General features: G+C 73.0%; 24 protein-coding genes and 1 pseudogene. 14 read left to right on the forward strand and 11 right to left on the reverse strand.

The features are described 5' to 3' along the window. The first annotated feature begins 28 nt into the window (after positions 1-28). On the forward strand, positions 29-943 hold the full coding sequence (locus ACFQ46_RS20065; protein WP_380261380.1) for a LysR family transcriptional regulator: 915 nt from the start codon (positions 29-31) through the stop codon (positions 941-943). Between the two features lie 27 nt (positions 944-970). Here ACFQ46_RS20065 and ACFQ46_RS20070 read toward each other — a convergent pair whose 3' ends face one another. Both ACFQ46_RS20070 and ACFQ46_RS20075 read right to left on the reverse strand, forming a co-directional pair. Next, positions 971-2032, reverse strand: coding sequence for an aldose epimerase family protein (locus ACFQ46_RS20070; RefSeq protein ID WP_380261382.1), 1062 nt, complete (start codon positions 2030-2032; stop codon positions 971-973). A gap of 28 nt (positions 2033-2060) precedes the next feature. Beyond that, positions 2061-2783: a uracil-DNA glycosylase gene (locus ACFQ46_RS20075; RefSeq protein ID WP_380261384.1), complete on the reverse strand. Its 723-nt coding sequence runs from the start codon at positions 2781-2783 to the stop codon at positions 2061-2063. Positions 2784-2927: 144 nt separating this feature from the next. Between ACFQ46_RS20075 and ACFQ46_RS20080 the strand changes: the two genes are divergently transcribed. The 6 genes from ACFQ46_RS20080 to ACFQ46_RS20105 all read left to right on the forward strand — a co-directional run bounded on the left by ACFQ46_RS20080 (position 2928) and on the right by ACFQ46_RS20105 (position 8395). Then, entirely contained in the window at positions 2928-3227 is a 300-nt protein-coding gene (locus tag ACFQ46_RS20080; RefSeq protein WP_380261551.1) for a DUF3263 domain-containing protein, read from the forward strand. Positions 3228-3671: 444 nt separating this feature from the next. Further along, on the forward strand, positions 3672-3875 hold the full coding sequence (locus tag ACFQ46_RS20085; RefSeq protein WP_328295196.1) for a cold-shock protein: 204 nt from the start codon (positions 3672-3674) through the stop codon (positions 3873-3875). A gap of 310 nt (positions 3876-4185) precedes the next feature. Further along, positions 4186-5814 carry a chaperonin GroEL gene (gene groL / locus ACFQ46_RS20090; RefSeq protein WP_328295197.1) on the forward strand — a complete coding sequence of 543 codons (1629 nt, stop codon included), beginning with the start codon at positions 4186-4188 and terminating at the stop codon, positions 5812-5814. Between the two features lie 283 nt (positions 5815-6097). Beyond that, on the forward strand, positions 6098-6661 hold the full coding sequence (locus tag ACFQ46_RS20095; protein ID WP_380261386.1) for a dihydrofolate reductase family protein: 564 nt from the start codon (positions 6098-6100) through the stop codon (positions 6659-6661). 37 nt (positions 6662-6698) lie between these two features. Further along, complete coding sequence (locus tag ACFQ46_RS20100) at positions 6699-7985, forward strand: D-arabinono-1,4-lactone oxidase (protein WP_380261388.1); 1287 nt, start codon at positions 6699-6701, stop codon at positions 7983-7985. Positions 7986-8011: 26 nt separating this feature from the next. Then, the gene (locus ACFQ46_RS20105; protein WP_380261390.1) at positions 8012-8395 is read left to right on the forward strand and encodes an MmcQ/YjbR family DNA-binding protein; all 384 of its coding nucleotides are present in this window, start codon (positions 8012-8014) and stop codon (positions 8393-8395) included. A 22-nt stretch (positions 8396-8417) separates the two neighbouring features. Here the strand turns inward: ACFQ46_RS20105 and ACFQ46_RS20110 are convergent, their stop codons facing one another. From ACFQ46_RS20110 to cofC, 3 genes and pseudogenes are all read right to left on the reverse strand, one after another. Further along, entirely contained in the window at positions 8418-9029 is a 612-nt protein-coding gene (locus ACFQ46_RS20110) for a suppressor of fused domain protein (protein ID WP_380261392.1), read from the reverse strand. An 8-nt stretch (positions 9030-9037) separates the two neighbouring features. Next, positions 9038-10318, reverse strand: a pseudogene (cofG, locus tag ACFQ46_RS20115) (7,8-didemethyl-8-hydroxy-5-deazariboflavin synthase CofG); the annotation flags it as partial. A 50-nt stretch (positions 10319-10368) separates the two neighbouring features. After that, positions 10369-10995, reverse strand: a complete 627-nt coding sequence (gene cofC / locus ACFQ46_RS20120) for a 2-phospho-L-lactate guanylyltransferase (protein WP_380261394.1) — start codon at positions 10993-10995, stop codon at positions 10369-10371. Between the two features lie 97 nt (positions 10996-11092). Between cofC and ACFQ46_RS20125 the strand changes: the two genes are divergently transcribed. From ACFQ46_RS20125 to ACFQ46_RS20145, 5 genes are read left to right on the forward strand one after another with little or no spacing between them, the layout of a single operon-like run. Further along, a complete protein-coding gene (locus tag ACFQ46_RS20125) occupies positions 11093-11527 on the forward strand; it encodes a molybdenum cofactor biosynthesis protein MoaE (protein ID WP_380261553.1) in 435 nt (144 codons plus the stop codon). A 28-nt stretch (positions 11528-11555) separates the two neighbouring features. Continuing rightward, entirely contained in the window at positions 11556-12575 is a 1020-nt protein-coding gene (locus tag ACFQ46_RS20130; protein ID WP_380261396.1) for an FO synthase, read from the forward strand. Beyond that, complete coding sequence (locus ACFQ46_RS20135; protein ID WP_380261398.1) at positions 12572-14017, forward strand: flavin-containing monooxygenase; 1446 nt, start codon at positions 12572-12574, stop codon at positions 14015-14017. Before ACFQ46_RS20130 ends, ACFQ46_RS20135 begins: the two co-directional genes overlap by 4 nt. A 32-nt stretch (positions 14018-14049) precedes the next feature. Next, complete coding sequence (locus tag ACFQ46_RS20140; RefSeq protein ID WP_380261400.1) at positions 14050-15252, forward strand: mandelate racemase/muconate lactonizing enzyme family protein; 1203 nt, start codon at positions 14050-14052, stop codon at positions 15250-15252. Continuing rightward, complete coding sequence (locus ACFQ46_RS20145; protein WP_380261402.1) at positions 15249-15908, forward strand: FadR/GntR family transcriptional regulator; 660 nt, start codon at positions 15249-15251, stop codon at positions 15906-15908. Before ACFQ46_RS20140 ends, ACFQ46_RS20145 begins: the two co-directional genes overlap by 4 nt. Positions 15909-15910: 2 nt before the next feature. Here the strand turns inward: ACFQ46_RS20145 and ACFQ46_RS20150 are convergent, their stop codons facing one another. Together ACFQ46_RS20150 and moaA are read right to left on the reverse strand one after the other, a co-directional pair. Beyond that, the gene (locus tag ACFQ46_RS20150; RefSeq protein ID WP_380261404.1) at positions 15911-16177 is read right to left on the reverse strand and encodes a MoaD/ThiS family protein; all 267 of its coding nucleotides are present in this window, start codon (positions 16175-16177) and stop codon (positions 15911-15913) included. A gap of 4 nt (positions 16178-16181) precedes the next feature. Next, entirely contained in the window at positions 16182-17273 is a 1092-nt protein-coding gene (gene moaA, locus ACFQ46_RS20155) for a GTP 3',8-cyclase MoaA (RefSeq protein ID WP_380261406.1), read from the reverse strand. Between the two features lie 153 nt (positions 17274-17426). On the opposite strand from moaA, the gene ACFQ46_RS20160 reads away from it, so the two are divergent. Beyond that, positions 17427-17579 (forward strand): hypothetical protein, encoded by a 153-nt coding sequence (locus ACFQ46_RS20160; RefSeq protein ID WP_328295212.1) that lies wholly within the window; start codon positions 17427-17429, stop codon positions 17577-17579. Positions 17580-17632: 53 nt separating this feature from the next. Here the strand turns inward: ACFQ46_RS20160 and ACFQ46_RS20165 are convergent, their stop codons facing one another. Continuing rightward, positions 17633-17923 carry a WXG100 family type VII secretion target gene (locus tag ACFQ46_RS20165; protein ID WP_328295213.1) on the reverse strand — a complete coding sequence of 97 codons (291 nt, stop codon included), beginning with the start codon at positions 17921-17923 and terminating at the stop codon, positions 17633-17635. Positions 17924-18087: 164 nt separating this feature from the next. On the opposite strand from ACFQ46_RS20165, the gene ACFQ46_RS20170 reads away from it, so the two are divergent. Beyond that, complete coding sequence (locus ACFQ46_RS20170; protein ID WP_380261408.1) at positions 18088-18636, forward strand: DUF4031 domain-containing protein; 549 nt, start codon at positions 18088-18090, stop codon at positions 18634-18636. A 55-nt stretch (positions 18637-18691) separates the two neighbouring features. On the opposite strand, the gene ACFQ46_RS20175 is transcribed toward ACFQ46_RS20170, so the two are convergent. The 3 genes from ACFQ46_RS20175 to ACFQ46_RS20185 all read right to left on the reverse strand — a co-directional run bounded on the left by ACFQ46_RS20175 (position 18692) and on the right by ACFQ46_RS20185 (position 22592). Continuing rightward, a complete protein-coding gene (locus tag ACFQ46_RS20175; protein WP_380261410.1) occupies positions 18692-20185 on the reverse strand; it encodes a S1C family serine protease in 1494 nt (497 codons plus the stop codon). Between the two features lie 113 nt (positions 20186-20298). Beyond that, complete coding sequence (locus tag ACFQ46_RS20180) at positions 20299-21876, reverse strand: sensor histidine kinase (protein ID WP_380261412.1); 1578 nt, start codon at positions 21874-21876, stop codon at positions 20299-20301. After that, positions 21873-22592 (reverse strand): response regulator transcription factor, encoded by a 720-nt coding sequence (locus tag ACFQ46_RS20185; RefSeq protein WP_380261414.1) that lies wholly within the window; start codon positions 22590-22592, stop codon positions 21873-21875. Before ACFQ46_RS20185 ends, ACFQ46_RS20180 begins: the two co-directional genes overlap by 4 nt. Positions 22593-22672: the final 80 nt, after the last annotated feature.

Below are 22672 nucleotides of genomic sequence, written 5' to 3' on the forward strand. Positions count from 1 at the left end.
AAGCGTTCCTTCTGAGAGCATCCATCCCGTGGATCAGCGTGGTGCAGGACGCAGCGGCGGCGAGCTCGACGTGCGCTCGTTGCGCTACCTGCTCGCCGTGTCCCGGGAGCGCAGCTTCACCGGAGCGGCTGTCTCGCTGCAGGTCTCCCAGCCCGCGCTGAGTCAGGCGATCGCGCGCACGGAGCAGCTCGTCGGGGGCCGGCTGGTGCTCCGCGACGCGCGGGGCGTGGCCCGCGAGGGGTCCGCGCTGACCCCCGCCGGGCAGGCGCTGGTCGCCGACGCGACGCGGATCACCGAACTCCTGGACCGGGCGCTGGTGCGCGCGCGGCGCATCGCGGAGGAGGGCGAACGCGAACGGCTGGCCGTCGGCATCGGCACCTCGACCCCGCGCTGGGTCTCGACCCGGCTGGTGCAGGCCTCCCAGGAGAGCCCGGACCTCGACGTCGTGCTGCGCCACGTCCCCTGGGGGCAGGAGGTCGCGAGCCTCGCCGACGGCCGGGTCGACGTGGTCTTCCTCAACGCCGGCCCGGACGAGGTGCTGGACGCGCGGGTGCGTGCGGTGCACGTCGCCGACACCCAGCGGGTGGCGGTGTTCGCGGCCGGGCACCGGCTGGCCGGTGAGACCTCGATCGACATCGCCGACCTCGACGACGAGCCCATCGTCGACGCGGGGTACGACCGGGAGGTGTGGCTCGTCGAGCCCCGCCCCTCCGGCGCGGTCCCCCGGGTCGTGGGTCCGCCCGCCCAGAACGTCGAGGAGATGCTCGCCCTCGTCGCCTCCGGACGGGCGATGGCCATCACCGCGGAGGTCGTCGCCGCCGGCCACCGCTCCGACGACATCGCCTTCGTGCCGTTGCGGGGGCTGGACCCGCTGCGCCTCGTGCTGCTGGCGCTCGCCGACGACGAACGACCGGCGGTGGCGGACCTGCTGGCCTCGTTCTAGGGGGCCACCGGTCCGCGGCGGCGGTGATCACACGGAGAAGGAGTACTCGGTGGTCGTCGTGAACTCCGCACCCGGGCGCAGCACGGAATCCCCGAGCAGCGGCTGGTTCACCGCGTCGGGCAGCAACTGCGTCTCCAGGCAGAGGGCGTCGCCCTGCCGCACGGGCCGGCCCTCGATCGTCCGCCACGCGCCGGTCAGGAAGTTCCCCGTGTAGAACTGCAGGCCCGGCAGGTCGGTGCGGACCTCGAGCGAACGTCCGCTGCGCGGGCCGGAGACGGTGGCCACCGGCCGCAGGGAACCGGGGCCGTCCAGCACCATGCAGTGGTCGTAACCGCCGGCGGTGAGGAGCTGCTCGTCCGCGTCGCGGAGGTGCTCACCGATGCGGGTCGGGGTGGAGAAGTCGAACGGGGTGCCCTCGACGGGGGCGAGTTCACCGGTCGGGACGAGGTTCGCGTCGATCGGCAGGTAGCGCGACGCGGACAGCCGCACGACGTGGTCCTCGACCGGGCCCGCGCCGTCGAGGGCGAAGTAGGCGTGGTTCGTGAGGTTCACCGGGGTGGCGGCGTCCGCGGTCGCCACGTAGTCCAGGCGCAACGTCACCGAACCGCCGTCCTCACGCAGGGAGTAGGTGACCGAGGCGTCCAGCGCCCCCGGGAAGCCCATGTCACCGTCGTTGCTGCGCAACGACATCCGCACCCCGGCAACCCCGTCCACGGAGACCTCGGTGGCGGTCCACACGCGCTGGTCGAAACCCTCCGAACCCCCGTGCAGGGCGTTCGCGCCGTCGTTGGCGGGGACCGCGAAGGACACCCCGTCGACCCGGAAGCGTCCGCCGGCGATGCGGTTCGCGACGCGTCCGACGACGGCGCCGGGGTAGCCGTCGGCGGCCTCGTAGGCCGCGACGTCGGGCAGGGCGACGACGACGTCACCGATCCGGCCGGAGGCGTCGGGGACGCGGACCTGCTGCAGGGTCGCGCCGCGGGTCAGGACGGCGGCGCTCGCCCCGGAGGGCAGGCGCAGCTCCCACCGCTCGACGGGTTCCCCGCGTCGCGTCCGGCCGAAGGGGGTGCTGTGCAACGTCGCGGTCATGCCGCGATCCTGCCGCACGCCCCGGGGTTCAGGTCAGCCGCCAGTCGATCCCGTCGCCGCCCTCGGCCCGCAGGAGTTCGTCGACCCGGCTGAACGGAGCGGAACCGAAGAACCCCCGCGAGGCCGACAACGGGCTGGGGTGCACCCCGGTGACGACCGGCACCCCGCCCAGCAGGGGAGCGACCGTCTGCGCGTCGCGACCCCAGAGCAGGGCCACGAGCGGTCCGCCCCGCGCGGCCAGGGCCCGGACGGCCGCGTCGGTGACGGCCTGCCAGCCGAGCCTGCGGTGCGACCCGGACTCGCCCGCGCGCACCGTCAGCACCCGGTTCAGCAACAGGACCCCGGCCCGCGACCAGGAGGAGAGGTCGCCGTGCCCGGGCGCCTGCACGCCGGTGTCGGCGAGGAGCTCCTTGTGGATGTTGACCAGGCTGCGCGGCAGGGGCCGGACGTGCGGCTCGACGGCGAAGCTCAGCCCGATCGGGTGTCCGGGGGTGGGGTAGGGGTCCTGCCCGACCAGGAGCACCCGGACGCCGTCGAAGGGCTCCCGGAACGCCCGCAGCACGTTCTCGGGGGCGGGCAGCCACGGCGCGGGTTCGGCGGCCAGCGCGGTGGAGAGCCGCACCAGGTCGTCGCGGACCCCCGCCAGGGCGCGGGCCCAGCCCGGGTCGAGGTCGTCGAGGCCGAGTCCGGCCGGATCGTCGTCCGTGCGCGGGAAGCGAGGGGCGGGTGGGGGCGCTGCGGCGGGAGTCACGCACGGGACGGTACCGAGCCCGGACGCGCCCGCCGAGGTGAACGACACGGGTGTGATGCCCTCTTAGACTCCTGCCCGGCCCCCGGTTCCGGAGGCCGCGGTGAGAGGGGTCATGACGTGGAGCGGAACGACGCATCGGCGCGCATCGAGCGAGACGTCCCGTCCCTCGAGGAGCAGCCCGGGGGGCTGCCCGACGGGCTGAGTCGCCGCGACGCCGAGATCCTGGCCTTCGAACGGCAGTGGTGGAAGTACGCCGGCGCCAAGGAACAGGCCGTCCGCGAGCTCTTCGACCTCTCGCCCACGCGCTACTACCAGCTGCTCAACGCCCTCATCGACTCCCCGGCCGCCCTCGCCCACGACCCGATGCTGGTCAAGCGGCTGCGCCGGATGCGCACCAGCCGGCAGCGCGCCCGTTCGGCCCGCCGTCTCGGCGTGCAGCCCTGAGCGCTCGTCGCGGGCGCTCGCCCCACCTCCTCGCCCGACGCGGGGCCCACCGGACCCGTCGGGGACCGGTCGGTGTCGCCGTGCTCGTCCTGGTCTGGTTGCTGGTCGCGGCCCTCGTCGTCGGCGCTCTCGCGGTCGCGGTCCGGTCCGTGGCCGGTCCGCTGCTGGACGTCGCCGGCCGGGTGCTCTGAGCGACGCCTCTCGGGTGTCTGCCGCGGTGAGGACGACGTGACCGTTTCGTGAAGACGAGGTTCCTCGAACCCTGTCCCACCAGCCCCTCCCCGCACTAACCTGAGCCCCGGTCGATCAGTTCGACGAACACGTCCTCTCGGGGGGCGCACGTCGGGCGTCGCCCTCGGCTCTCGTCGCCGCGGGCAGCGTGAGACCCGGCTCCGGTGCCCGCCGGTGCCGTTCTTCCGCTCGCTGCACCACCAGGAGAAGGCAATGGCTCAGGGCACCGTGAAGTGGTTCAACTCCGAGAAGGGCTTCGGCTTCATCACCGTCGACGACGGTGGGGCGGACGTGTTCGTCCACTACTCCGCGATCGTGGCCGACGGCTACCGCTCCCTCGAGGAGGGTCAGCGCGTCGAGTTCGAGGTCGGGCAGGGCCAGAAGGGCCCCCAGGCCGAGAGCGTCCGCGCCGTCTGACCCGGCGCGGCGCCCCCCGGCGTGACCGTGCCCGGCCCCCGGTCCTCCCGGAGGCCGGGCACCAGCCCGCCCGCGCTCCCGCACCGTCCGAGGCCTCCGGGGGTTTGCACTCGAGGGGTGAGAGTGCCAACATTGGCGTTGGCACTCTCGAGTCGAGAGTGACAACTGCACTCGACCCGGGAGCGAAGCTCCCTGGCCGGTCCGGTGAGGTCGACAGGCGCTGGGGGACGTGACCCCGGTTCAGGTCGGCCGTCCGTCGCGGGCACCCGACCGACCGCCCACCGCCCGTCTTCTGGGAGGAACACCAGGCATGAGCAAGATCATCGCCTTCGACGAAGAGGCCCGTCGTGGTCTCGAGCGCGGGATGAACCAGCTCGCCGACGCGGTCAAGGTGACGCTCGGCCCCAAGGGCCGCAACGTCGTCCTTGAGAAGAAGTGGGGCGCCCCCACGATCACCAACGACGGTGTCAGCATCGCCAAGGAGATCGAGCTCGAGGACCCGTACGAGAAGATCGGCGCCGAGCTCGTCAAGGAAGTCGCCAAGAAGACGGACGACGTGGCCGGCGACGGCACCACGACGGCGACCGTCCTCGCCCAGGCGCTCGTCCGCGAGGGTCTGCGCAACGTGGCCGCGGGTGCGAACCCGATGGGCCTCAAGCGCGGCATCGAGAAGGCTGTCGAGGCTGTCACCGAGCAGCTCGTCGCCGCCGCCAAGGAAGTCACCACCAAGGAGCAGATCGCGGCCACGGCCGGGATCTCCGCCGGTGACGCCTCGATCGGCGAGCTCATCGCCGAGGCGCTCGACAAGGTCGGCAAGGAAGGTGTCATCACCGTCGAGGAGAGCAACACCTTCGGGCTCGAGCTCGAGCTCACCGAGGGCATGCGCTTCGACAAGGGCTACATCTCGCCCTACTTCGTCACCGACGCGGAGCGTCAGGAGACCGAGCTCGAGGACCCCTACATCCTCATCCTCAACTCCAAGATCTCCACCGTGAAGGACCTGCTCCCGCTGCTGGAGAAGGTCATGCAGTCGGGCAAGCCGCTCGTGATCGTGGCCGAGGACGTCGAGGGCGAAGCCCTCGCGACCTTGGTCGTGAACAAGATCCGCGGCACCTTCAAGTCCGTTGCCGTCAAGGCCCCGGGCTTCGGCGACCGCCGCAAGGCCATGCTCGGCGACATCGCCATCCTCACCGGTGGCCAGGTCATCTCCGAGGAGGTCGGCCTCAAGCTCGACACCGCTGACCTCGACCTGCTGGGCCGCGCCCGCAAGGTCGTCGTCACCAAGGACGAGACCACCATCGTCGAAGGTGCCGGCGACGCCGACGCCATCGCCGGTCGCGTGGGCCAGATCCGCGCCGAGATCGACCGCAGCGACTCCGACTACGACCGCGAGAAGCTCCAGGAGCGTCTCGCCAAGCTGGCCGGCGGCGTGGCCGTCATCAAGGCCGGCGCGGCGACCGAGGTCGAGCTCAAGGAACGCAAGCACCGCATCGAGGACGCCGTCCGCAACGCGAAGGCTGCCGTCGAAGAGGGCATCGTCGCCGGTGGTGGCGTCGCCCTCATCCAGGCCGGCGTGCTGGCCTTCGAGAAGCTCGAGCTCGTCGGTGACGAGGCGACCGGGGCGAACATCGTCAAGGTCGCGATCGAGGCTCCGCTGAAGCAGATCGCCATCAACGCCGGCCTCGAGGGCGGCGTCGTGGCGGAGAAGGTCCGCAACCTGCCCACCGGACACGGCCTCAACGCCGCGACCGGCGAGTACGTGGACCTGCTCGACGCGGGCATCAACGACCCGGTGAAGGTCACGCGCTCCGCGCTGCAGAACGCCGCCTCCATCGCGGCGCTCTTCCTCACCACCGAAGCCGTCATCGCCGACAAGCCGGAGAAGGCCTCTGCGGCCCCGGCCGGTGGCGACGGCGGCATGGGCGGCATGGACTTCTGAGTCCAGCCACTCCGTAGCACCTGCACCACCCGCGAGGGCGGTCTCCCGATCTGGGAGGCCGCCCTCGTGGCGTTTCCCGTGCTGCCCTGTCGCACCCATCGGTGTCATCACGTGGAGGGAGGTGTCGGTGCGACGATGCGGGCGCCCTGGCGCCGACTCCGGGACACCGATCAGGTACCTCACGTGGTGACACCCATGGGTGCGCCTGGCGGCGGGGGGCGATGACTTCCGGGGCGGCGTGCGGTCAGATGGGCAGAACCGCAGGACGCGACCCAGGAGAACCATGCGCACCCTCATCGTCACCGCCTTCACCTCCCTCGACGGCGTCGTGGAGGCCCCGGGCGGCGAGCCCGGCTACCGCAACGCCGGCTGGACGTTCCAGGACATCGCCTTCGACCCGGCGGTCTACGAGATCAAGGGCCGCGAGATGGGGGAGACCACCGCGCTGCTGCTGGGCCGCACCAGCTACGAGGCCTTCGCCCCGGTCTGGCCGACGATGGACGACTTCGCCGCGTACAACGCCATGCCGCGCTACGTCGTCTCCACCACGCTGGAGCACGACGACGCGCGGTGGCCCGCGACGATCCTGCGTTCGGTCGACGACGTCGCGGCGCTGAAGGAGACCGCGGGCGGGCCGATCGCCGTGCACGGCAGCGCCACCCTGGGGGCCTCCCTGGCCGACGCGGGCCTCGTCGACCGCTACCACCTGCTCGTCTTCCCCGTCCTGCTCGGCGCCGGGAAGCGGTTGTTCAGCACCACCGACAAGGACAAGCAGCTGCTCACCGTCCGCGAGTCGCAGACCTACCCCAACGGCATCACGAAGCTGGTCTACGACGTCGTCCGGTGACGTCGGCAGCCGGGGTCCCATCGATTACCGTCTTCCCGTGAGCACCTCGACGACGACGTCGTCCACCACCGCCCCCGGGGTCAACTGGGCCCGCAACTACGCCTACAGCGCGGGCACCCTGCACCGCCCGACCTCCCTCGACGAGCTGCGCGCCGTGGTCGCGTCGACCGGGCGCGTGCGGGCCGTGGGGACGCGGCACTGCTTCAACGACATCGCGGACTCCCCGGGCGACATGGTCACCCTGGAGGACCTCCCGACCGAGGTCGAGGTCGACTCCGCCGCGGGAAGTGCCCGGGTCAGCGCCGCCACCAGCTACGGCGTGCTCGCCCAGCGGTTGCAGGACTCCGGGGCCGCGCTGGCGACGATGGCCTCGTTGCCGCACATCAGCGTCGCCGGGGGTGTCTCGACCGCGACGCACGGCTCGGGTGACGGCACGCAGAACCTCGCCGGCGCGGTCCGCGCCGTGGAGCTGGTGACCGCGGACGGCGACGTGCGACGGGTCGAACGCGGCGACGCGGAGTTCCCCGGCAGCGTCGTGGCGCTCGGCTCGCTGGGGATCGTGACCCACCTCGAGCTCGACGTGCTCCCGACCTACGAGGTCCGCCAGGACGTCTACTCGGGGCTGTCGTTCGAAGCGTTCGCCGCGAACTTCGACGCGGTCACCTCCGCCGCCTACAGCGTCAGCGTCTACACGAACTGGATCGGCAGCGACACCACCCAGGTGTGGCTGAAGACCCGCGTCAGCGACAGCGCCGACGCCCCGACCGAACTCCTCGGCGCCCACCGGGCGAGCGAACCCCTGCACCCGCTGCCCGAGGTCGACGTCCGCAACGCCACCGAGCAGCTCGGGATCCCCGGCCCGTGGCACGAACGGCTGCCGCACTTCCGGTTCAGCTTCGCCCCGAGCAACGGCGAGGAACTGCAGGTCGAGTACCTCGTGGCCCGGGAGAACGCGCTCGGGGTGATCGCAGCCCTGCGCGACCTCGGCCCCTCGATCGCCCCCCTGCTGCACATGTGCGAGATCCGCACCGTCGCCGCCGACGACCTGTGGCTCTCCAGCGCCTACCAGCGCGACACCGTCGCGTTCCACTTCACCTACAAGCAGCGCCAGGCCGAGGTCATCGCGGCCGTCGCCGAGGTCGAGGCGGCCCTGGCACCGTTCGACGTGCGCCCGCACTGGGGCAAGTTGTTCGCGGCCTCCGCGGACCGCCTCGCGACCCTCTACCCGCGCTTCGACGACATGCGCGCCCTCGTCGCGAGCCACGATCCCGGCCGGAAGTTCGCGAACGCCTACACCGACCGGATCGGCCTCACCCACCCCTGACCCCTTTGCGACCGGAGGACCGGCCCGTGGCGACCTACGACGACGTGCACCGCCTGGTCTCCGCCCTGCCCGAGGTGGAGGTGGGGCAGCGCTTCGGGCACCGGGCCTGGTCGGTGGCCGGGCAGGGCTTCACCTGGGAGCGGCCGTTCACCAAGGCCGACGTCAAGCGGTTCGGCCCGGACCCCGTCCCCGCCGGCCCGGTCCTGGCGATCGCCTGCGCGGACCTGGGCGAGAAGGAGTCCGTGCTGGCGCAGGGGCGGGTGGGGTTCTTCGACATCCCCCACTTCGCCGGGTACGCCGCCTACCTCGTCGCCCTCGACTCGGTGGACGTCGCGGACCTGGAGGAGGCCCTGCAGGACGCCTGGGCCGCGAAGGCACCGTCGCGGTTGCTGCCGGAGGCGGACCGGTAGCGCCCCCCGGTGACCGCGGGCCTCAGAGCGCGACGGGGTCGCGTCCGACGTCGTAGAACGCGATCTCCGCCTCGGCGAACCGGTTCTCCAGCGCGTCGAGGCCGTGGGCCAGCAGGTACTTCCGCTCCACCTCGTGGATCGGGACGGCCTGCAACCAGTAGACGTCCGTCCCCGGCTGCAGCTCGTCGGCCTCCAGCCTCCAGCGCTGCAACCGGGGGAAGTTCCCCGGGGCGGTGAACACGAGGTGCTCGGTGCGGCCGCCGAGGAGGTCCGCGACGATGCCGGGGAAGACGACCCCGGGCGAGAGCGGCCAGGGTTCCCCCATCGCCGTGAAGGACGACGCGACGAGCAACCCCGTCGCGAGGCGGGGTTCGACCCCCTCCAGGACGGTGACGAGCTCGACCCGGATGTCGTTGCCGTTCACCAGGTTCGGCGAACGGTGCAGCGAGATCGTCGACACCGAGGTGAAACCCGGCGACGGGCAGTCGTGCGCGGTCAGCACGTCGAGGGACTGCGTCTCCTCGCGGTTGAGGAACTCCTCGACCTGGGGTCGGCCGTCGGGGACGAGCTGGGCCCCGACGAACCGGGCCATCGCGACCTCGGCGTCGGTGGGGGGCGGGATCTCCAACGTCACGCGGCCAACCTTCCCACGGGTCTCGCCGACTCCACGGCGAGACCGGTCTCCGGGTCCGCGAGCGCCGCGAGGATCGGCAGGAGTTCCGGGGAGATCCAGCGCGTCCCGCCGGCGAGGGCGTCGAGGACGAACCGCGGGTGGGCGGTGAGCCGTTCGGCGAGGCGGAAACCCGCGGCCCGGGTGGTCTCGGCGAGGTCGTCGAGCTGCGGCCAGGGACGTTCGGGGTTCACGTGGTCGGGGGTCAGCGGGGACACCCCGCCCCAGTCGTCGACACCGGCGGCGAGGAGCTGTTCGCGCTGGCCCGGGTCGGACAGGTTCGGCGGGGACTGCAGCGAGACGCCCGGCCCGAGCAGCAGCCGGGAAACGGCGATCGTGGCGAGGTACTCGCCGTGGCCGAGGTCCTCCTCCCCGCGCATCGCGGTGTCGTCCTTGGCGCGGAAGTTCTGGACGATGACCTCCTGGATCCCGTCGAACTCCGCGATGACGTCCCTGATCGCCAGGATCGAGTCGACGCGTTCGGCGAGGGTCTCGCCGATGCCGACGAGGATCCCCGTCGTGAACGGCACCCCCGCCCGGCCGGCGTCGCGCAGGACCCGCATCCGCAGGGCCGGGTCCTTGTCGGGGGAGCCGTAGTGCACCTGCCCCGGTTCGGTCCACAACCGGCTCGACGTCGTCTCGAGCATCATCCCCATCGAGGGGGCGAGCGGTTTGGCGGCGAGCAGGGTCTCGTAGGACATGACGCCGGGGTTGAGGTGCGGCAGCAGTCCCGTCTCGTCGAGGACGCGACGCGCCAGGTGCTGGACGTAGTCGAGCGTGGAGGAGAAACCCCGCTGGGTCAGCCACGCGCGGGCCGCGGGCCAGCGGTCCTCGGGGGCGTCCCCGAGGGTGAACAGCGCCTCCTTGCAGCCCATCGCCGCACCGTCGCGGGCGATCTCCAGCACGTCGTCCTCGGAGAGGAACAGCACGGGCAGCCGACCGGGGACGGTGGCGAAGGTGCAGTAGTGGCAGCGGTCCCGGCACAACCGGGTGATGGGGACGAACACCTTGCGGGAGTAGGTGACGACCCCGGGGCGTCCGGCCCGGGCCATGGCTTCGTCGCGCACGGGCCCGGCGAGGTCGCACAGGGCCTGCAGGTCGTCACCGCGGGCGTGCAGCAGGACCTCGGCGTGCCCGGCGTCGAGCTCGCCGCGGGCGGCGACGGCGAGGGCGTCCGTGATCTCGGCGGCCGTGGGGGCGGCGCTGACCGGCGCCGCGTGGCGGCGGCGCGGGGACGGCAGGGGGTTGCTCATGGTGCCTTTCCGGTGCTGCGGTTCAGGTCGGCGGGTTCAGGTCGGCGGGTTCAGGGCAGGGAAATCGCTGCGGAGGCGAGGACGGCGGCGGTGCGGGGGCCGACCCCCAGGGCGAGGGCCTCGGTCAGGTCGTCGACGGTGTCGACGTCGCGCCGCAACGACGGGTAGGGCGCGGTCAGCGCGCGGGCGCCGGCCGCCCGGTGGGCCCGGGCCGAGTCCGGGCCGAAGCGGTGCGGGGGCGCGCCGTCCCGGTCGGCCAGCAGGACGCTGCCCCGGCCGTCGGCGTCGGTGACCAGTGCCGGTCCGGGGAGGGCGAGCGCCTCCGCCAGGGCGGCGGCGAGGTCCTCCGGGCGCAGGGCGGGCAGGTCGCCGAGCAGGACGGCGGTGGGGCCCCGGTCCAGGCAGGCGACACCGGCCTCGATCGCGGCCCCCAACCCGGGACGACCCGCGGAGACGGTGACCGCCCCCGTCGCGCGGGCGGCGGCGGTGACGTCGGGGTCGTCGCTGACGCAGACGACCAGGCCGACCCCGGGTGTCCCGAGGCAGGCGGCGAGGCAGTCCAGCGCCATCGCGAGGGCCAGGGACCGGCGTGCGGGACCGGGCAGGGCGAGGCGGGACTTCGCCTCACCTCCGCCCTTGACGGGGACGACGACCCGCCAACCGCTCACGTGCGTCACCGGGGGAGTCTCTCCCACGGTGCCGGGTCGCGAAACACCTACCCTCGTTCTCGTGAGCACCGCATCGACTCCTGGCGCGCGGCCCGACGCGTCGCGGCTGTCCGTCCCGGCCCGTCGGGTCGTGCGGACCGCCGTCAGCACCGAGCCCCTCGACGTCGACGAGCACGCCCGCCTCGTGGGGGACCGCGCCGCCGGGGCGGTCGTCACCTTCGCCGGCGTGGTCCGCGACCACGACCACGGTGCCCCGGTGCGCGAGCTCGAGTACGTGGGGCACCCCACCGCCGCCGACGTGCTCGCCGCGGTGGTCGCCGAGGTCGTCGCCGACAGCCCCGTCGACGCCGTCGCGGTGAGCCACCGCCTCGGCCACCTCGCCATCGGTGACGTCGCCCTCGCCGTCGCGGTCTCCGCCGCGCACCGCGGGGAGGCGTTCGCGGTGTGCGCGCGTCTCGTCGACGAGGTCAAGGACCGGTTGCCGGTCTGGAAGCACCAGCACTTCACCGACGGGACCTCCGAGTGGGTCGCCTGTCCCTGAGGCTCCCGGCGGCGGTTAGCCTCCTGCGGTGCCCGTTCCCGATGTCTCGGTCCGTGCGGCGCTCGCGGGAGCCGCGCGCGACCACCACGCGCTGACCGACGCCGAGGCCGTGGCCCTGCTGGCCGCCGACGGCGAGGACCTCGAGGAACTCGCCGCGCTCGCCGACGCGGTCCGGCGCGACCGGCTGGGTGACGCGCTGACGTTCGTGGTGAACCGCAACCTCGACGGCACCCTCGTCGGCGCGGATCCCGGGCACGTGCGCGACCTGGTGCAGGAGGCCGCCGCGCTGGGGGCGACCGAGGTCTGCCTCCAGGGCGCGGTGCCCGCCGCCGCCGGGGCCGAGGGGTACCTCCGTCTCGTCGAGGCGGTCGTGGCCGCCGCGCCCGGGATCCACCTGCACGCCTTCCGGGTCCCGGAGGTCCTCGACGCCGCGAGGCGCCGGGGTTCCGGCGTCCGCGAGTTCCTGCTCGCCGCCCGCGACGCCGGGCTCGGCTCGGTACCCGGGACGGCCGCGAAGGTCCTCGACGACGACGTGCGGACCGTGCTGAACGGCGGGGTCGCGGACCTGCCGGTCGCCCGCTGGCTGGAGGTCGTCACCACCGCCCACGAGGTCGGACTGAGCTCGACGAGCACGCTGGTCCACGGCGGCCCGGAGACCCCGGCCCAGCAGGTCGCCCACCTCCGGCTGCTGGCCGACACCGCCGCGCGCACCCACGGGTTCACCGAGTTCATCGCCATGCCCTCGCCGGCGGGCCCCTCGCCGCGGGCGGTCCGGGCGTTGCACGCGGTCGCGCGGTTGCTGCTCGACGGCCGCATCGACCACGTCCAGGCCGCGTGGCCCAAGCACGGCCTGGACCTCACCGAGCAGCTGCTGCGGGGCGGCGCCGACGACCTCGGCGGGTTGCTGCTGGACGGTTCGCTGGACCCCTCGGCCGGCCAGGAACAGGGCACGACGTTGACCCGGCCGGACGCCGCGGCGCTGGCGGAGCGGCTGGGACGTCCGCTGCGGCAACGCACCACGCGCTACGGGGACCCTGTCCGTCCATGACCGACGTCCGGATCGACGCCAGGATCGACGTGGCGATCGTCGGGGCGGGGTTCGCCGGTCTCGGTGCCGCCCTGCAGCTGTCCCGCCGCGGCCGGGAGAGCTTCGTCGTGCTGGAACGGGGCGAGGAGGTGGGCGGGACCTGGCGCGACAACACCTACCCGGGGGTCGCCTGCGACGTCCCGTCGCACCTGTACTCCTACTCCTTCGCCCCGAAACCCGACTGGTCGCGCGTCTTCGCCCCCGGCGCCGAGATCCAGGAGTACCTGCGGGCCTGCGCCCGCGAGGTCGCCGACCACGTCCGGCTGCGGACCGAGGTCCTCCGGGCCCGGTGGGAGGAGGACCACTGGGTGCTCGCGACGAGCACCGGGACCGTGCGCGCCCGGGTCCTCGTGCTGGCGGCGGGCCGGCTCACCGAACCCCGGGTGCCCGCCGGCCTCGACGCCTTCGACGGGCCGGTTTTCCACACCGCGCGCTGGGACCACTCCCTCGACCTCGCGGGCGCCCGGGTCGGGGTCGTCGGGACGGGAGCCTCGGCGGTGCAGGTGGTGCCGCGCCTCGCCGCCGCCGCGGCGCACCTGACGGTGTTCCAGCGCAGCGCCCCCTACGTCGTGCCGCGCGGGGACCGGGCCTACAGCGCCGCGGAGCTCGCGGAGTTCACGGCCGACCCGCGGGTCCCGGCGGCGGTGCGGGAGGAGACGTTCAGCGACATGGAGCGTGGTCTGGCCGCCCGACGACTGGTCTCGTCCGCGCTGGAGCCGTTGCGGCGCAGGGCGCTCGACCACCTCGCGGCGCAGGTGCCGGACGAGGCGTTGCGCGCGGCGCTGACCCCCGACTACGAGGTGGGGTGCAAACGCGTCCTGCTCTCCGACGACTTCTACCCCGCGCTGGGTCGCGACGACGTCACGCTGGCGCCCGCCCTGGCCGGCTACGAGGGGCGCAGCGCGCTCGCCGTGGACGGTTCCCGCCACGACCTCGACGTCGTCGTGCTGGCGACGGGGTTCCACGCGACCCGTCAGCCCTACGCGCGCCGCGTGGTCGGGCGGGACGGGCTGACGCTGGACGAGGCGTGGGCGGAGGGGATGGTGTCGCACGCCTCGACCGTCGTGCACGGGTTCCCGAACCTGTTCGTCCTCGACGGCCCGAACGCGAGCCTGGGGCACAACTCGGCCCTGCACGTCATCGAGAGCCAGCTCGGCTACCTGCTGGGTGCCCTCGACCACCTCGGGACCCACGACCGCCCGCTGGAGGTCTCCCGGGCCGCGCAGCGGGCCTACACCGCCGACGTCGACGCGATGGCGGCGCGTTCGGTGTGGCTGCGGGGCGGGTGCTCGAGCTGGTACGTCGATCAGCGCAGCGGCCGGCTGACGCTGCTGTGGCCGGACACGGCGGGGGAGTTCCGGCGTCGCAACGGCACGTTCGACCCCGAACCCTTCCTGGGCTGACGGCTTGTCGTACGAGTCGATCGACTCGTACGATGAGTGGACCGACAGCGAAGGAGCTGAGTTCCGTGACCCTCGTCGACGAACCCGCACCGCGGGTCCAGGCGCACTACGTCCCCGACCGCATCCGCCACGTGAAGCTCTCGACGGCGACCCTGCCGCTCCCGACGCCCATCAGCGACGCCAAGGTCCTCACCGGCCGGCAGAAGCCGATGACCGAGATCGTGTTCCTCTTCGCCGAGATCAGCACCGACCAGGGCTTCTCCGGGACGGGGTTCAGCTACTCGAAGCGCGCCGGCGGGCCGGCGCAGTACGCCCACGCCCGCGAGGTCGCCGCCGACCTGCTCGGCGAGGACCCCAACGACATCGCCAGGGTCTACACGAAGCTCCTCTGGTCCGGAGCCTCCGTCGGGCGCAGCGGCGTCGCGACGCAGGCCATCGCGGCGCTGGACATCGCCCTCTACGACCTCAAGGCCAAGCGCGCCGGGCTGCCGCTGGCGAAGCTGCTCGGCGCCCACCGCGACTCCGTCCGCGCCTACAACACCTCCGGCGGGTTCCTGCACGCCCCGCTGGCGCAGGTGCAGGCCCGCGCCGACGAGTCGCTCGCGGCCGGGATCGGCGGCATCAAGATCAAGGTCGGCCAGCCCGACCAGCGCGAGGACCTGCGCCGGGTCGCCGCCGTGCGCGAGCACCTCGGGGCTGACGTCCCGCTCATGGTCGACGCCAACCAGCAGTGGGACCGGCCCGCCGCGCTGCGGATGGGGCGCGCGCTGGAGGAGTTCGACCTGGTCTGGATCGAGGAACCCCTCGACGCCTACGACGCCGTCGGTCACGCCGACCTCGCCCGCGCGCTCGACACCCCGATCGCGACGGGGGAGATGCTCTCCAGCGTCGGTGAGCACATCGCCCTCATCGAGCACGGCGCCGCCGACGTCATCCAGCCCGACGCACCCCGCATCGGCGGCATCACCCCGTTCCTGCGCCTCGCCGCCCTCGCCGACCAGGCGGGGCTGCAGCTCGCGCCGCACTTCGCGATGGAGATCCACCTGCACCTCGCGGCGACCTACCCGCGGGAGCCGTGGGTGGAGCACTTCGAGTGGCTGAACCCGCTCTTCGAGGAACGGCTCGAGACCGTCGACGGGCGCATGATCGTCCCGGACCGCCCGGGGCTGGGTTTCACCCTCACCGACCAGGCCCGGGCGTGGACGACCGACTCCGTGGAGTTCGGCGTCTCGTGACCACCCGCACCCAGGCCCTCGTCGACGTCCTGCGCGCCCGGATCGTCGACGGCGACCTCGCCCCGGGACGGCCCGTCCCCTCCGAGAGCGAGCTCGTCGGGGAGTTCTCGGTGTCGCGCACGGTGGTGCGCGAGGCGATGTCGCGGTTGCAGGCCGCCGGCCTGGTCGAGACCCAGCAGGGACGCGGGTCGTTCGTGCTGGCCCGGCCGAGCGGGCGGACGTTCGCGCCTGAGATCGGTGGCTCCCGGGCCGACCGCGTCCAGCTGCTGGAGTTCCGCCTCGGGGTGGAGACCGAGGCGGCCGCCCTGGCCGCCACCCGGCGCAGCGAGGAGCAGCTCGCCGTCGTGCGCCGCGCGGCGAGGTCGTTCGCGGCCGCCCAGGACCGCGCGGCGGACGCCGTCGGCGCGGACTTCCACTTCCACAGCGCGATCGCCGTCGCGTCCGGGAACCGGTACCTGGCCGACCTGGTGGGCACGTTGGGCGAGCCGATGATCGCGATGCCCAGCGCACGGCTGGCCGGTGAACCGGGATCGCTGGAGCAGGTGGTGTCCGAGCACGAGGCGGTGCTGGGCGCGCTCGAACGCGGTGACGCCGAGACCGCTCGCGCGGCGATGCGGGTGCACCTGGCCGGCTCGATCGCCCGGCTCGGCCGCTGAGCTCAGCCCCCGGCGAAGGGGGGCAGGACGTCGAGGGTCACGCCGTCGGCGAGGGCGTCCTCCGCGCGGGCCGAGACGGCCTCGACCAGGAAGCTGGAGGCGGCCAGCACCCGGGCCAGTTCGGGGCCGCGGAGCGCGAGGGTCTCGACGAGGGAGCCGACCGTGGCCCCGGCCGGGACGACCACCTTCTCCTCCTCCACCCCCGCGGCCGCGGCCGCACCGGCGAAGAAGCGCAGCAGCACCGAGATCCCGTCCACCTCCTCAGCCACCGACTCAGCCACCGATCGCACTCATCGGCCGGGTGGGGTGCAGGAAGGCCGGGTCGTCGATGTCGTGACCCGGGAGCTTGCCCCACATCGCCGCCCGCCACGTCGCGGCCAGGCTCGCGTCGTCCGCACCGGAGCGCATCGCGTCGCGCAGGTCCGTCTCCGTGCTGGAGAACAGGCAGGTCCGCACCTGGCCGTCGGCGGTCAGCCGCGTCCGGTCGCAGTCCCCGCAGAACGGCCGGGTGACCGAGGCGATGATCCCGACGTCGCCCAGCAGGCCGTCGGCCCCGACGACGTCCCAGGTCTCGGCCGGTGCCGCACCCCGCGCGCTGTCCGGACGGGGCAGCAGGGTGAACTCCGCCTGCAGGGCGGCCAGGATCTCCTCGGCCGTGATCATGTCCTCGCGGCGCCAGGTGCCGTGCGGGTCGAGCGGCATCTGCTCGATGAAGCGCAGCCGGTAGCCGCCGTCCAGGGCCCAGCGGAGCAGGTCGGCGGCCTCGTCGTCGTTGGTCCCGCGCAGCAGCACGGCGTTCACCTTGACGGGGGTCAGGCCGGCGGCGGCGGCCGCGCTGATGCCGGCCAGGACGTCGGCGAGGCGGTCGCGCCGGGTGATCTCGGCGAAGCGGTCGGGGCGCAGGGTGTCCAGGGAGACGTTCACCCGGGTCAGTCCCGCCTCGGCCAGGGCCGCTGCCCGCCGGTGCAGACCGATGCCGTTGGTGGTCAGCGACGTGCGGACGGGCTCCCCGGTGTCGGTGCGCAGCACGGTGGTCGCGGCCACGATCCGCTCCAGACCCTTGCGCAGCAACGGTTCCCCGCCGGTGAAGCGCACCTCGTGGACGCCCAGGTCACGCACCGCGACCTGGATCAACCGGATGGTCTCCTCGTCGTCCAGCACCCGGCTGCGTTCGAGCCACGGCAGGCCCTCGGGAGGCATGCAGTAGTGGCAGCGCAGGTTGCAGCGGTCGGTGAGGGAGACCCGGAGGTCGCGCGCCGTCCGGCCGTGCTGGTCGACCAGGGCCCCCGTCGCGAAGCGCGGGGCGTCGGCGTCCGTGCTCGGGCTGCGCCGCAGGCGGGGCACACCGAGATCGACAGGGGTCACCCACCAAGGGTAAGGCGGGGCGCGCGGGCGGACCCGTTCCCGGGGGGAGGTGATCGTTCGTGTGGGACAGGTCACTACGTGTGAAGTTCTAGCGTGGCTTGCCGATCCTCCATCGACCGGTAAAGTGAACGGAAGATGAACAGGAGGTGGCACATGAACAACACTCAGACCAAGGCCACGTTGACCACGGGTGCTACGCCCACCGCGCACTGGATCGAGGTCCGCGATGCGTCGGGCCGTCGGCACCTGGAGATGCGCTGGAGCGTCCCCGGAGCGCAGATGACGCCGCTCTCGCACGCCGCCTGATCGAGGCGCACCACCGGTAGGCCCCGCGCACCGAGCGCGGGGCCTCCGCTGCGTCAGGCCGTGAACATCCGGGCGTTGGCCGACTCCACGTCGGCGTACTGCTGCGCAGCCCGCGCCAGCGCCTGCTGGATCTCCTCCAGCGTGGTCCGCACCTGGTCCTGGGTGAGGCGCCACCGCTGCGTCAGGGCCTGGAAGCTCGACGCCGCACTGCCCTTCCAGCACGACTCGAGGTCCAGCAGGTGCCGCATCATGCCCTCGACCTCGGTGGCGACGTTGCCCGAGGAGACGGCGACGGCGGCGCTCGCCTGCTGGACGCGTGCACTGTCGACCTCGAACCGGCTCATGGGATCCTCCTCCCCGCGGGACACGCCCGCGGACTCGTGAACGACCGGACGACCCGGCGCACGAGGAACGTAGGTCGCCACCGGGGGAGCACCGCCGCGTTGTCCACAGATCCGCGCCTCGTCCAGCAGTCGTCGCACCCTGTGCACGCACGGACGGCCCGCGCGTGACCGTCCTCGTCGACACCGCGCGCTTCCCCGGCCACGGCCGGTGGTGGGCCCACCTCGCCAGCGACACCTCCACCGAGGAGCTGCACGCGTTCGCGGCCCGCCTCGGGATCCCCCGCCGAGCCTTCGAGGGCGACCACTACGACGTCCCCGAGGAGCGCGTCGAGGAGGCCGTCGCCGCCGGCGCCACCCGGGTCAGCACCCGGGAGCTGTTGCGCCGCCTGCAGTCCGCTGGCCTGCGCACCCCGAAGCGACGGGGCGAGAAGGTCCTCGCCAGCGGGGTGGAGGACGGGGTGCGCGTGGACGTCGTCCGCGCCGACGTCGTCCCGCTCCCGCACGGCACCCACTACCTCGTCACCGGCCCGGACCTGGTGGAGGTCACGCAGCTCACCGGCCGGGTGCGGGGCTTCCGCCGCCGCTGGAGCCGGACGCAGGCCGGGACCGTCGTCGTCCACGACGGGGTCTGCGTCGGGGAGGGCGTCGGGGAGGGCGTCCTGGTCGTCCCGGCGGACCGCTGGTGGTCACCGTTGGTCGCACCCGACGCCTGACGTGAAGAGGCCCCGCCCCCGGGTGTCCGGGAGCGGGGCCTTCGTCGTTCGGGGATCAGTTCTCGGCGCGCGCCGTCAGCGTCGCGGTGAGCTTCTGCTCGGCGCCGTTGCGCACCACGGTCAGCTCGACGGAGCTGCCCACGGCCTTGCCACGGATCGTCGCGGTGAGGGACTCGAAGCCGTCGACGGTCTGCCCGTCGACCGCGGTGATGACGTCACCCTTCTGCACGCCCGCGTCGGCGGCGGGGGCGCCGCTGGTCACGTCGGCCACCTCCGCACCCTCGCGGGTCACGTCACCGACGGTGACCGTGGCGGGGTTCTCGGAGAGGCTGACCCCCAGCCAGGCGTGCTGCGCCGTCCCGGACTTCACGAGCTGGTCAGCGATCATCTTGACCTCGTTGGAGGGGATGGCGAAGCCCAGACCGATGCTGCCGGACTGCGTCGCGCTGGAGCTCGAGCTCAACGAGGCGATCGAGGAGTTGATCCCGATGACCTTGCCGGAGGAGTCCAGCAGCGCCCCGCCGGAGTTGCCCGGGTTGATCGCGGCGTCGGTCTGGATGGCGTTGGTGGCCGCGGTCTCACCGGTCGTCTGCTGCTGCTGCTGACCGAAGGGGCTCTGCGACTGGCTCTCGTCCTCGGCCTGGGTGAGCACCGGGCGGTCCAGGGCCGAGACGATGCCCGTCGTCGCGCTGCCGGACAGGCCCAACGGGTTGCCCAGCGCCATCACGGCCTGGCCGGCGACGACGTCGTCGGAGTCGGCGAACGTCGCGGCCTTGAGGTCGCTCGGCGGGTCGCTCAGCTGGATGACGGCGAGGTCGGTCGCCGTGTCCGTCCCCTTGATGGTCGCCTTGTACTCGCGGCCGTCGGAGAGGGTGACGGTGATCGTCGCCCCCGTGCCCAGACCCGACACGACGTGGTTGTTGGTGACGATGTAGCCGGAGGCGTCGTAGACGATGCCGGACCCCTCGGCCGTGCCCGCGGAACCCTCGACGGTGACGGCCACGACGCTCGGCGCGACCGCGCTCACGACGGCCTGCCAGTTCACGGTCGTCTCGCTGACGCCCTGGATCTGGGCGGAGCTCGACGAGGAGCTGGACGAGCCCGAGCCGACGGCAGAGGTGTCCTGGCCGAAGGCCCCGACCGCGGCCGCGGTCAGCAGGCTCGCGGCGACGGCACCGGCCAGCGCGGCCCCGGCCACCCCGAACCAGCCCGGGGAACGACGCGGGCCGCGCCCGCCACCGCCCCCGCCCCGGCCGTGGTCGTCACCGCCGTTGCCGTTGGGCGGGGTCGGACCGCCGGGGGTCGTCCACGGGTCGCGCTGCCCGTACTGGTGGCCGGACTGCTCACCCTGGGCGGGCTGGCCGTAGCCGGCCTGGTTCCAGTCCCACTGCTGGGGCTGGGTGGGGGAGTTCTCGCCCCAGCCGCGGTTCTCGTCGCTGCCGCGGGCCTGGGTGGTGACGACAGTGCCGGGGAAGGCTCCGCCGGTCGCCACGCCGGACGGGGCGTGACCGTTGCCGTCGGGGGTCTGGCGTTCGTCGGAGCCGTTCATCCTGATTCACCTCTGCGAGTCGGGCGTCTGCTGGTCGTTCCGGGCGCGGGGTCCGCGCTCGCACCTCTAGTAACGGACACCGGGCTGCAGGTGAACCCGGAGTCAGCTGGAACCTAGCTGTGAATGATCGGGGGTGCAGGGTCGTCCTCGACCGGTTCCTCGGGCGGGACGGTGCTGGTAGGGCTGTCGGCGCGGAACCGTACCCGGAAAGTCGCCCCACCACCCTCCGTGGGCGCGACGGCCACCGTCCCGCCGTGGACCTCCACGATCGTCGAGACGATCGCCAGGCCCAACCCGGACCCGCCACCCGTCCCGCGACGCCGCGAGGAGTCGACCCGGTAGAAGCGCTCGAAGACCCGGTCCGCCTGCTCCGGGGTCAGCCCCTGCCCGTGGTCGCGCACCTCCACCACCGACTCCGGACCCGACGGGCCCATCAGCCGGCCCACGGCCACCTCGACCGGCGTCCCGGCGGGAGTGTGGTGCAGGGCGTTGCCCAGCAGGTTCGTCAGGACCTGGCGCATCCCGGACTCGTCGGCCAGCACGATCGCGGAGTTCGGGCCCACGCCGTCCTCGAGCCCCACCAGACGCACCGAACGGTCCGACGCCAGCCCCCGGGCGTCGTGCACGGCGTCGGAGGCGACCACCGCGAGGTCGACGGGTTCCCGGGTCGCGCTCTGGCGCCGCTGCGCCTCGTCGAGCCGGGCCAGGCGCAGCAGGTCCTCCACGAGGTGACCGAGTCGCGTCGACTCGCCCTCGATGCGTTCCATCACGTGGGCGACGTCGTCGGGTTCGCGCACCGCGCCCTGCCGGTACAGCTCGGCGAAACCACGGATGGCGGCCAGGGGCGTGCGGAGTTCGTGGCTGGCGTCGGCGACGAAGCGCCGCATCTGCTCCTCGGAGCGTTGCTGGGAGCGGAAGAGCGCCTCGATCTGGGTCAGCATCGTGTTCAGCGCCGTGGACAGGCGGCCGATCTCGGTACCCGCCGGGTGCTGGGGAACGCGTTGCGACAGGTCCCCGACCGCGATGGCCGACGCGGTGCGCTCGATGTCGTCGAGGGGCTGGAAGCTGCGCCGGATCGCCAGCGCGGCGGCGAACCCGCCGAGGACGAGGACGGCGATCGAGACGCTGAGGGCCACGGTGCGGAAGTCGGACAGCGTGCGGTTGGCGCCCGAGAGGGGCAGGGCGACCGCGATGTTGATGGGCGTGCCCGATCCACTGATCTCGGCGGGGAAGACGAGCACGCGCCACGGGTCACCGTCCTGGGAGTCGGGCACCGTGAACGCCTTGCCCTGGTGGGCTGCGACGAAGGCCGAGGTCAGGGGGGACAGGTCCGGCTCCTCGGTGCAGGCACCGCCGGACTGCGTCCGCGCACAGACGTCCTGGGAGTTCGTCCCGTCGGTGTCGGCGAACTCGACCCAGTACTCCGAGAACATGAGGTTCTGCGTCGCGGACTGGTTCAGCGCGGGGAAGGCCCGGTTGATCGCCACCTTCCCGGTCTGGATGAGCTGGTCGTCGACCTGGCTGCGCAGGTTGTTCCGCAGCAGCTGCAACGACACCAGGCTCGTCACCGACATCGCCATCAGGAGGAGCAGCACCACGATGCAGAGCAGGCGCACCCGCAACGGCAGGTGCGCCTCGGCGGCGAGGATCCTGCCCCTCGCCGCCCTGACCCGGTTCCCGGGCGACCTCATCCCACCGTCTGCGCGACGCGCAGGACGTACCCGACGCCCCGCTTGGTGTGGATCAGCGGTTCCAGACCCTCGGTGTCCAGCTTGCGGCGCAGGTAGGAGATGTAGCTCTCCACGATCCCCGCCTCACCGTTGAAGTCGTAGTCCCACACGTGGTCGAGGATCTGCGCCTTGGAGAGCACCCGGTTCGGGTTGAGCATGAGGTAGCGCAGCAGCTTGAACTCGGTGGGGGAGAGCTCCACCTCGCGGCCGCCGCGGCGGACCTCGTGGGAGTCCTCCTCGAGTTCCAGGTCGTGGAAGACCAGGCGCCCCGTGTCGGCGCCCTCGGCCCCGCCGGTGCGGCGCAGCACGGCCCGGATCCGGGCCACGACCTCCTCCAGGCTGAAGGGCTTCGTCACGTAGTCGTCGCCGCCGACGGTGAGCCCCGCCACCTTGTCGGCGGTGTCGTCCCGGGCGGTGAGGAACAGCACCGGGACGAGGCGTCCCCGTTCGCGCAGCTTGCGCGTCACGGTGAAGCCGTCGACGTCGGGCAGCATGACGTCGAGGACCACGAGGTCCGGGCGGAAGTCCTCGGCCAGCTTCAGTGCCTCGGCACCGTCACCCGCCGAGGCGACCTCGAAGCCGGCGAAGCGGAGGCTGGTGGCCAGCAGCTCGCGGATGCTCGGCTCGTCGTCGACCACCAGCAGGCGGGCCTCCGGGGCGGAACTCGTAGATCTCACGGTCACGATTCTGCGCCCGAACCCTGGGAGGGACCTGGGGACTCGCCCGGAGCCTCGTGCGCGTCGGGGTGCGAAGATCT

This window comes from Kineococcus sp. GCM10028916, assembly GCF_042674865.1.
Taxonomy (GTDB): Bacteria; Actinomycetota; Actinomycetes; order Actinomycetales; family Kineococcaceae; genus Kineococcus.

Bases quoted from the DNA above. Each gene is read 5' to 3' on its own strand.
- ACFQ46_RS20070 (WP_380261382.1), bottom strand. From the start codon at position 2,032: ATGACCGCGACGTTGCACAGCACCCCCTTCGGCCGGACGCGACGCGGG.
- ACFQ46_RS20085 (WP_328295196.1), top strand. From the start codon at position 3,672: ATGGCTCAGGGCACCGTGAAGTGGTTCAACTCCGAGAAGGGCTTCGGC.
- groL (WP_328295197.1), top strand. From the start codon at position 4,186: ATGAGCAAGATCATCGCCTTCGACGAAGAGGCCCGTCGTGGTCTCGAG.
- ACFQ46_RS20095 (WP_380261386.1), top strand. From the start codon at position 6,098: ATGCGCACCCTCATCGTCACCGCCTTCACCTCCCTCGACGGCGTCGTG.
- ACFQ46_RS20135 (WP_380261398.1), top strand. From the start codon at position 12,572: ATGACCGACGTCCGGATCGACGCCAGGATCGACGTGGCGATCGTCGGG.
- ACFQ46_RS20140 (WP_380261400.1), top strand. From the start codon at position 14,050: ATGAGTGGACCGACAGCGAAGGAGCTGAGTTCCGTGACCCTCGTCGAC.
- ACFQ46_RS20160 (WP_328295212.1), top strand. From the start codon at position 17,427: ATGAACAACACTCAGACCAAGGCCACGTTGACCACGGGTGCTACGCCC.
- ACFQ46_RS20165 (WP_328295213.1), bottom strand. From the start codon at position 17,923: ATGAGCCGGTTCGAGGTCGACAGTGCACGCGTCCAGCAGGCGAGCGCC.
- ACFQ46_RS20175 (WP_380261410.1), bottom strand. From the start codon at position 20,185: ATGAACGGCTCCGACGAACGCCAGACCCCCGACGGCAACGGTCACGCC.
- ACFQ46_RS20180 (WP_380261412.1), bottom strand. From the start codon at position 21,876: ATGAGGTCGCCCGGGAACCGGGTCAGGGCGGCGAGGGGCAGGATCCTC.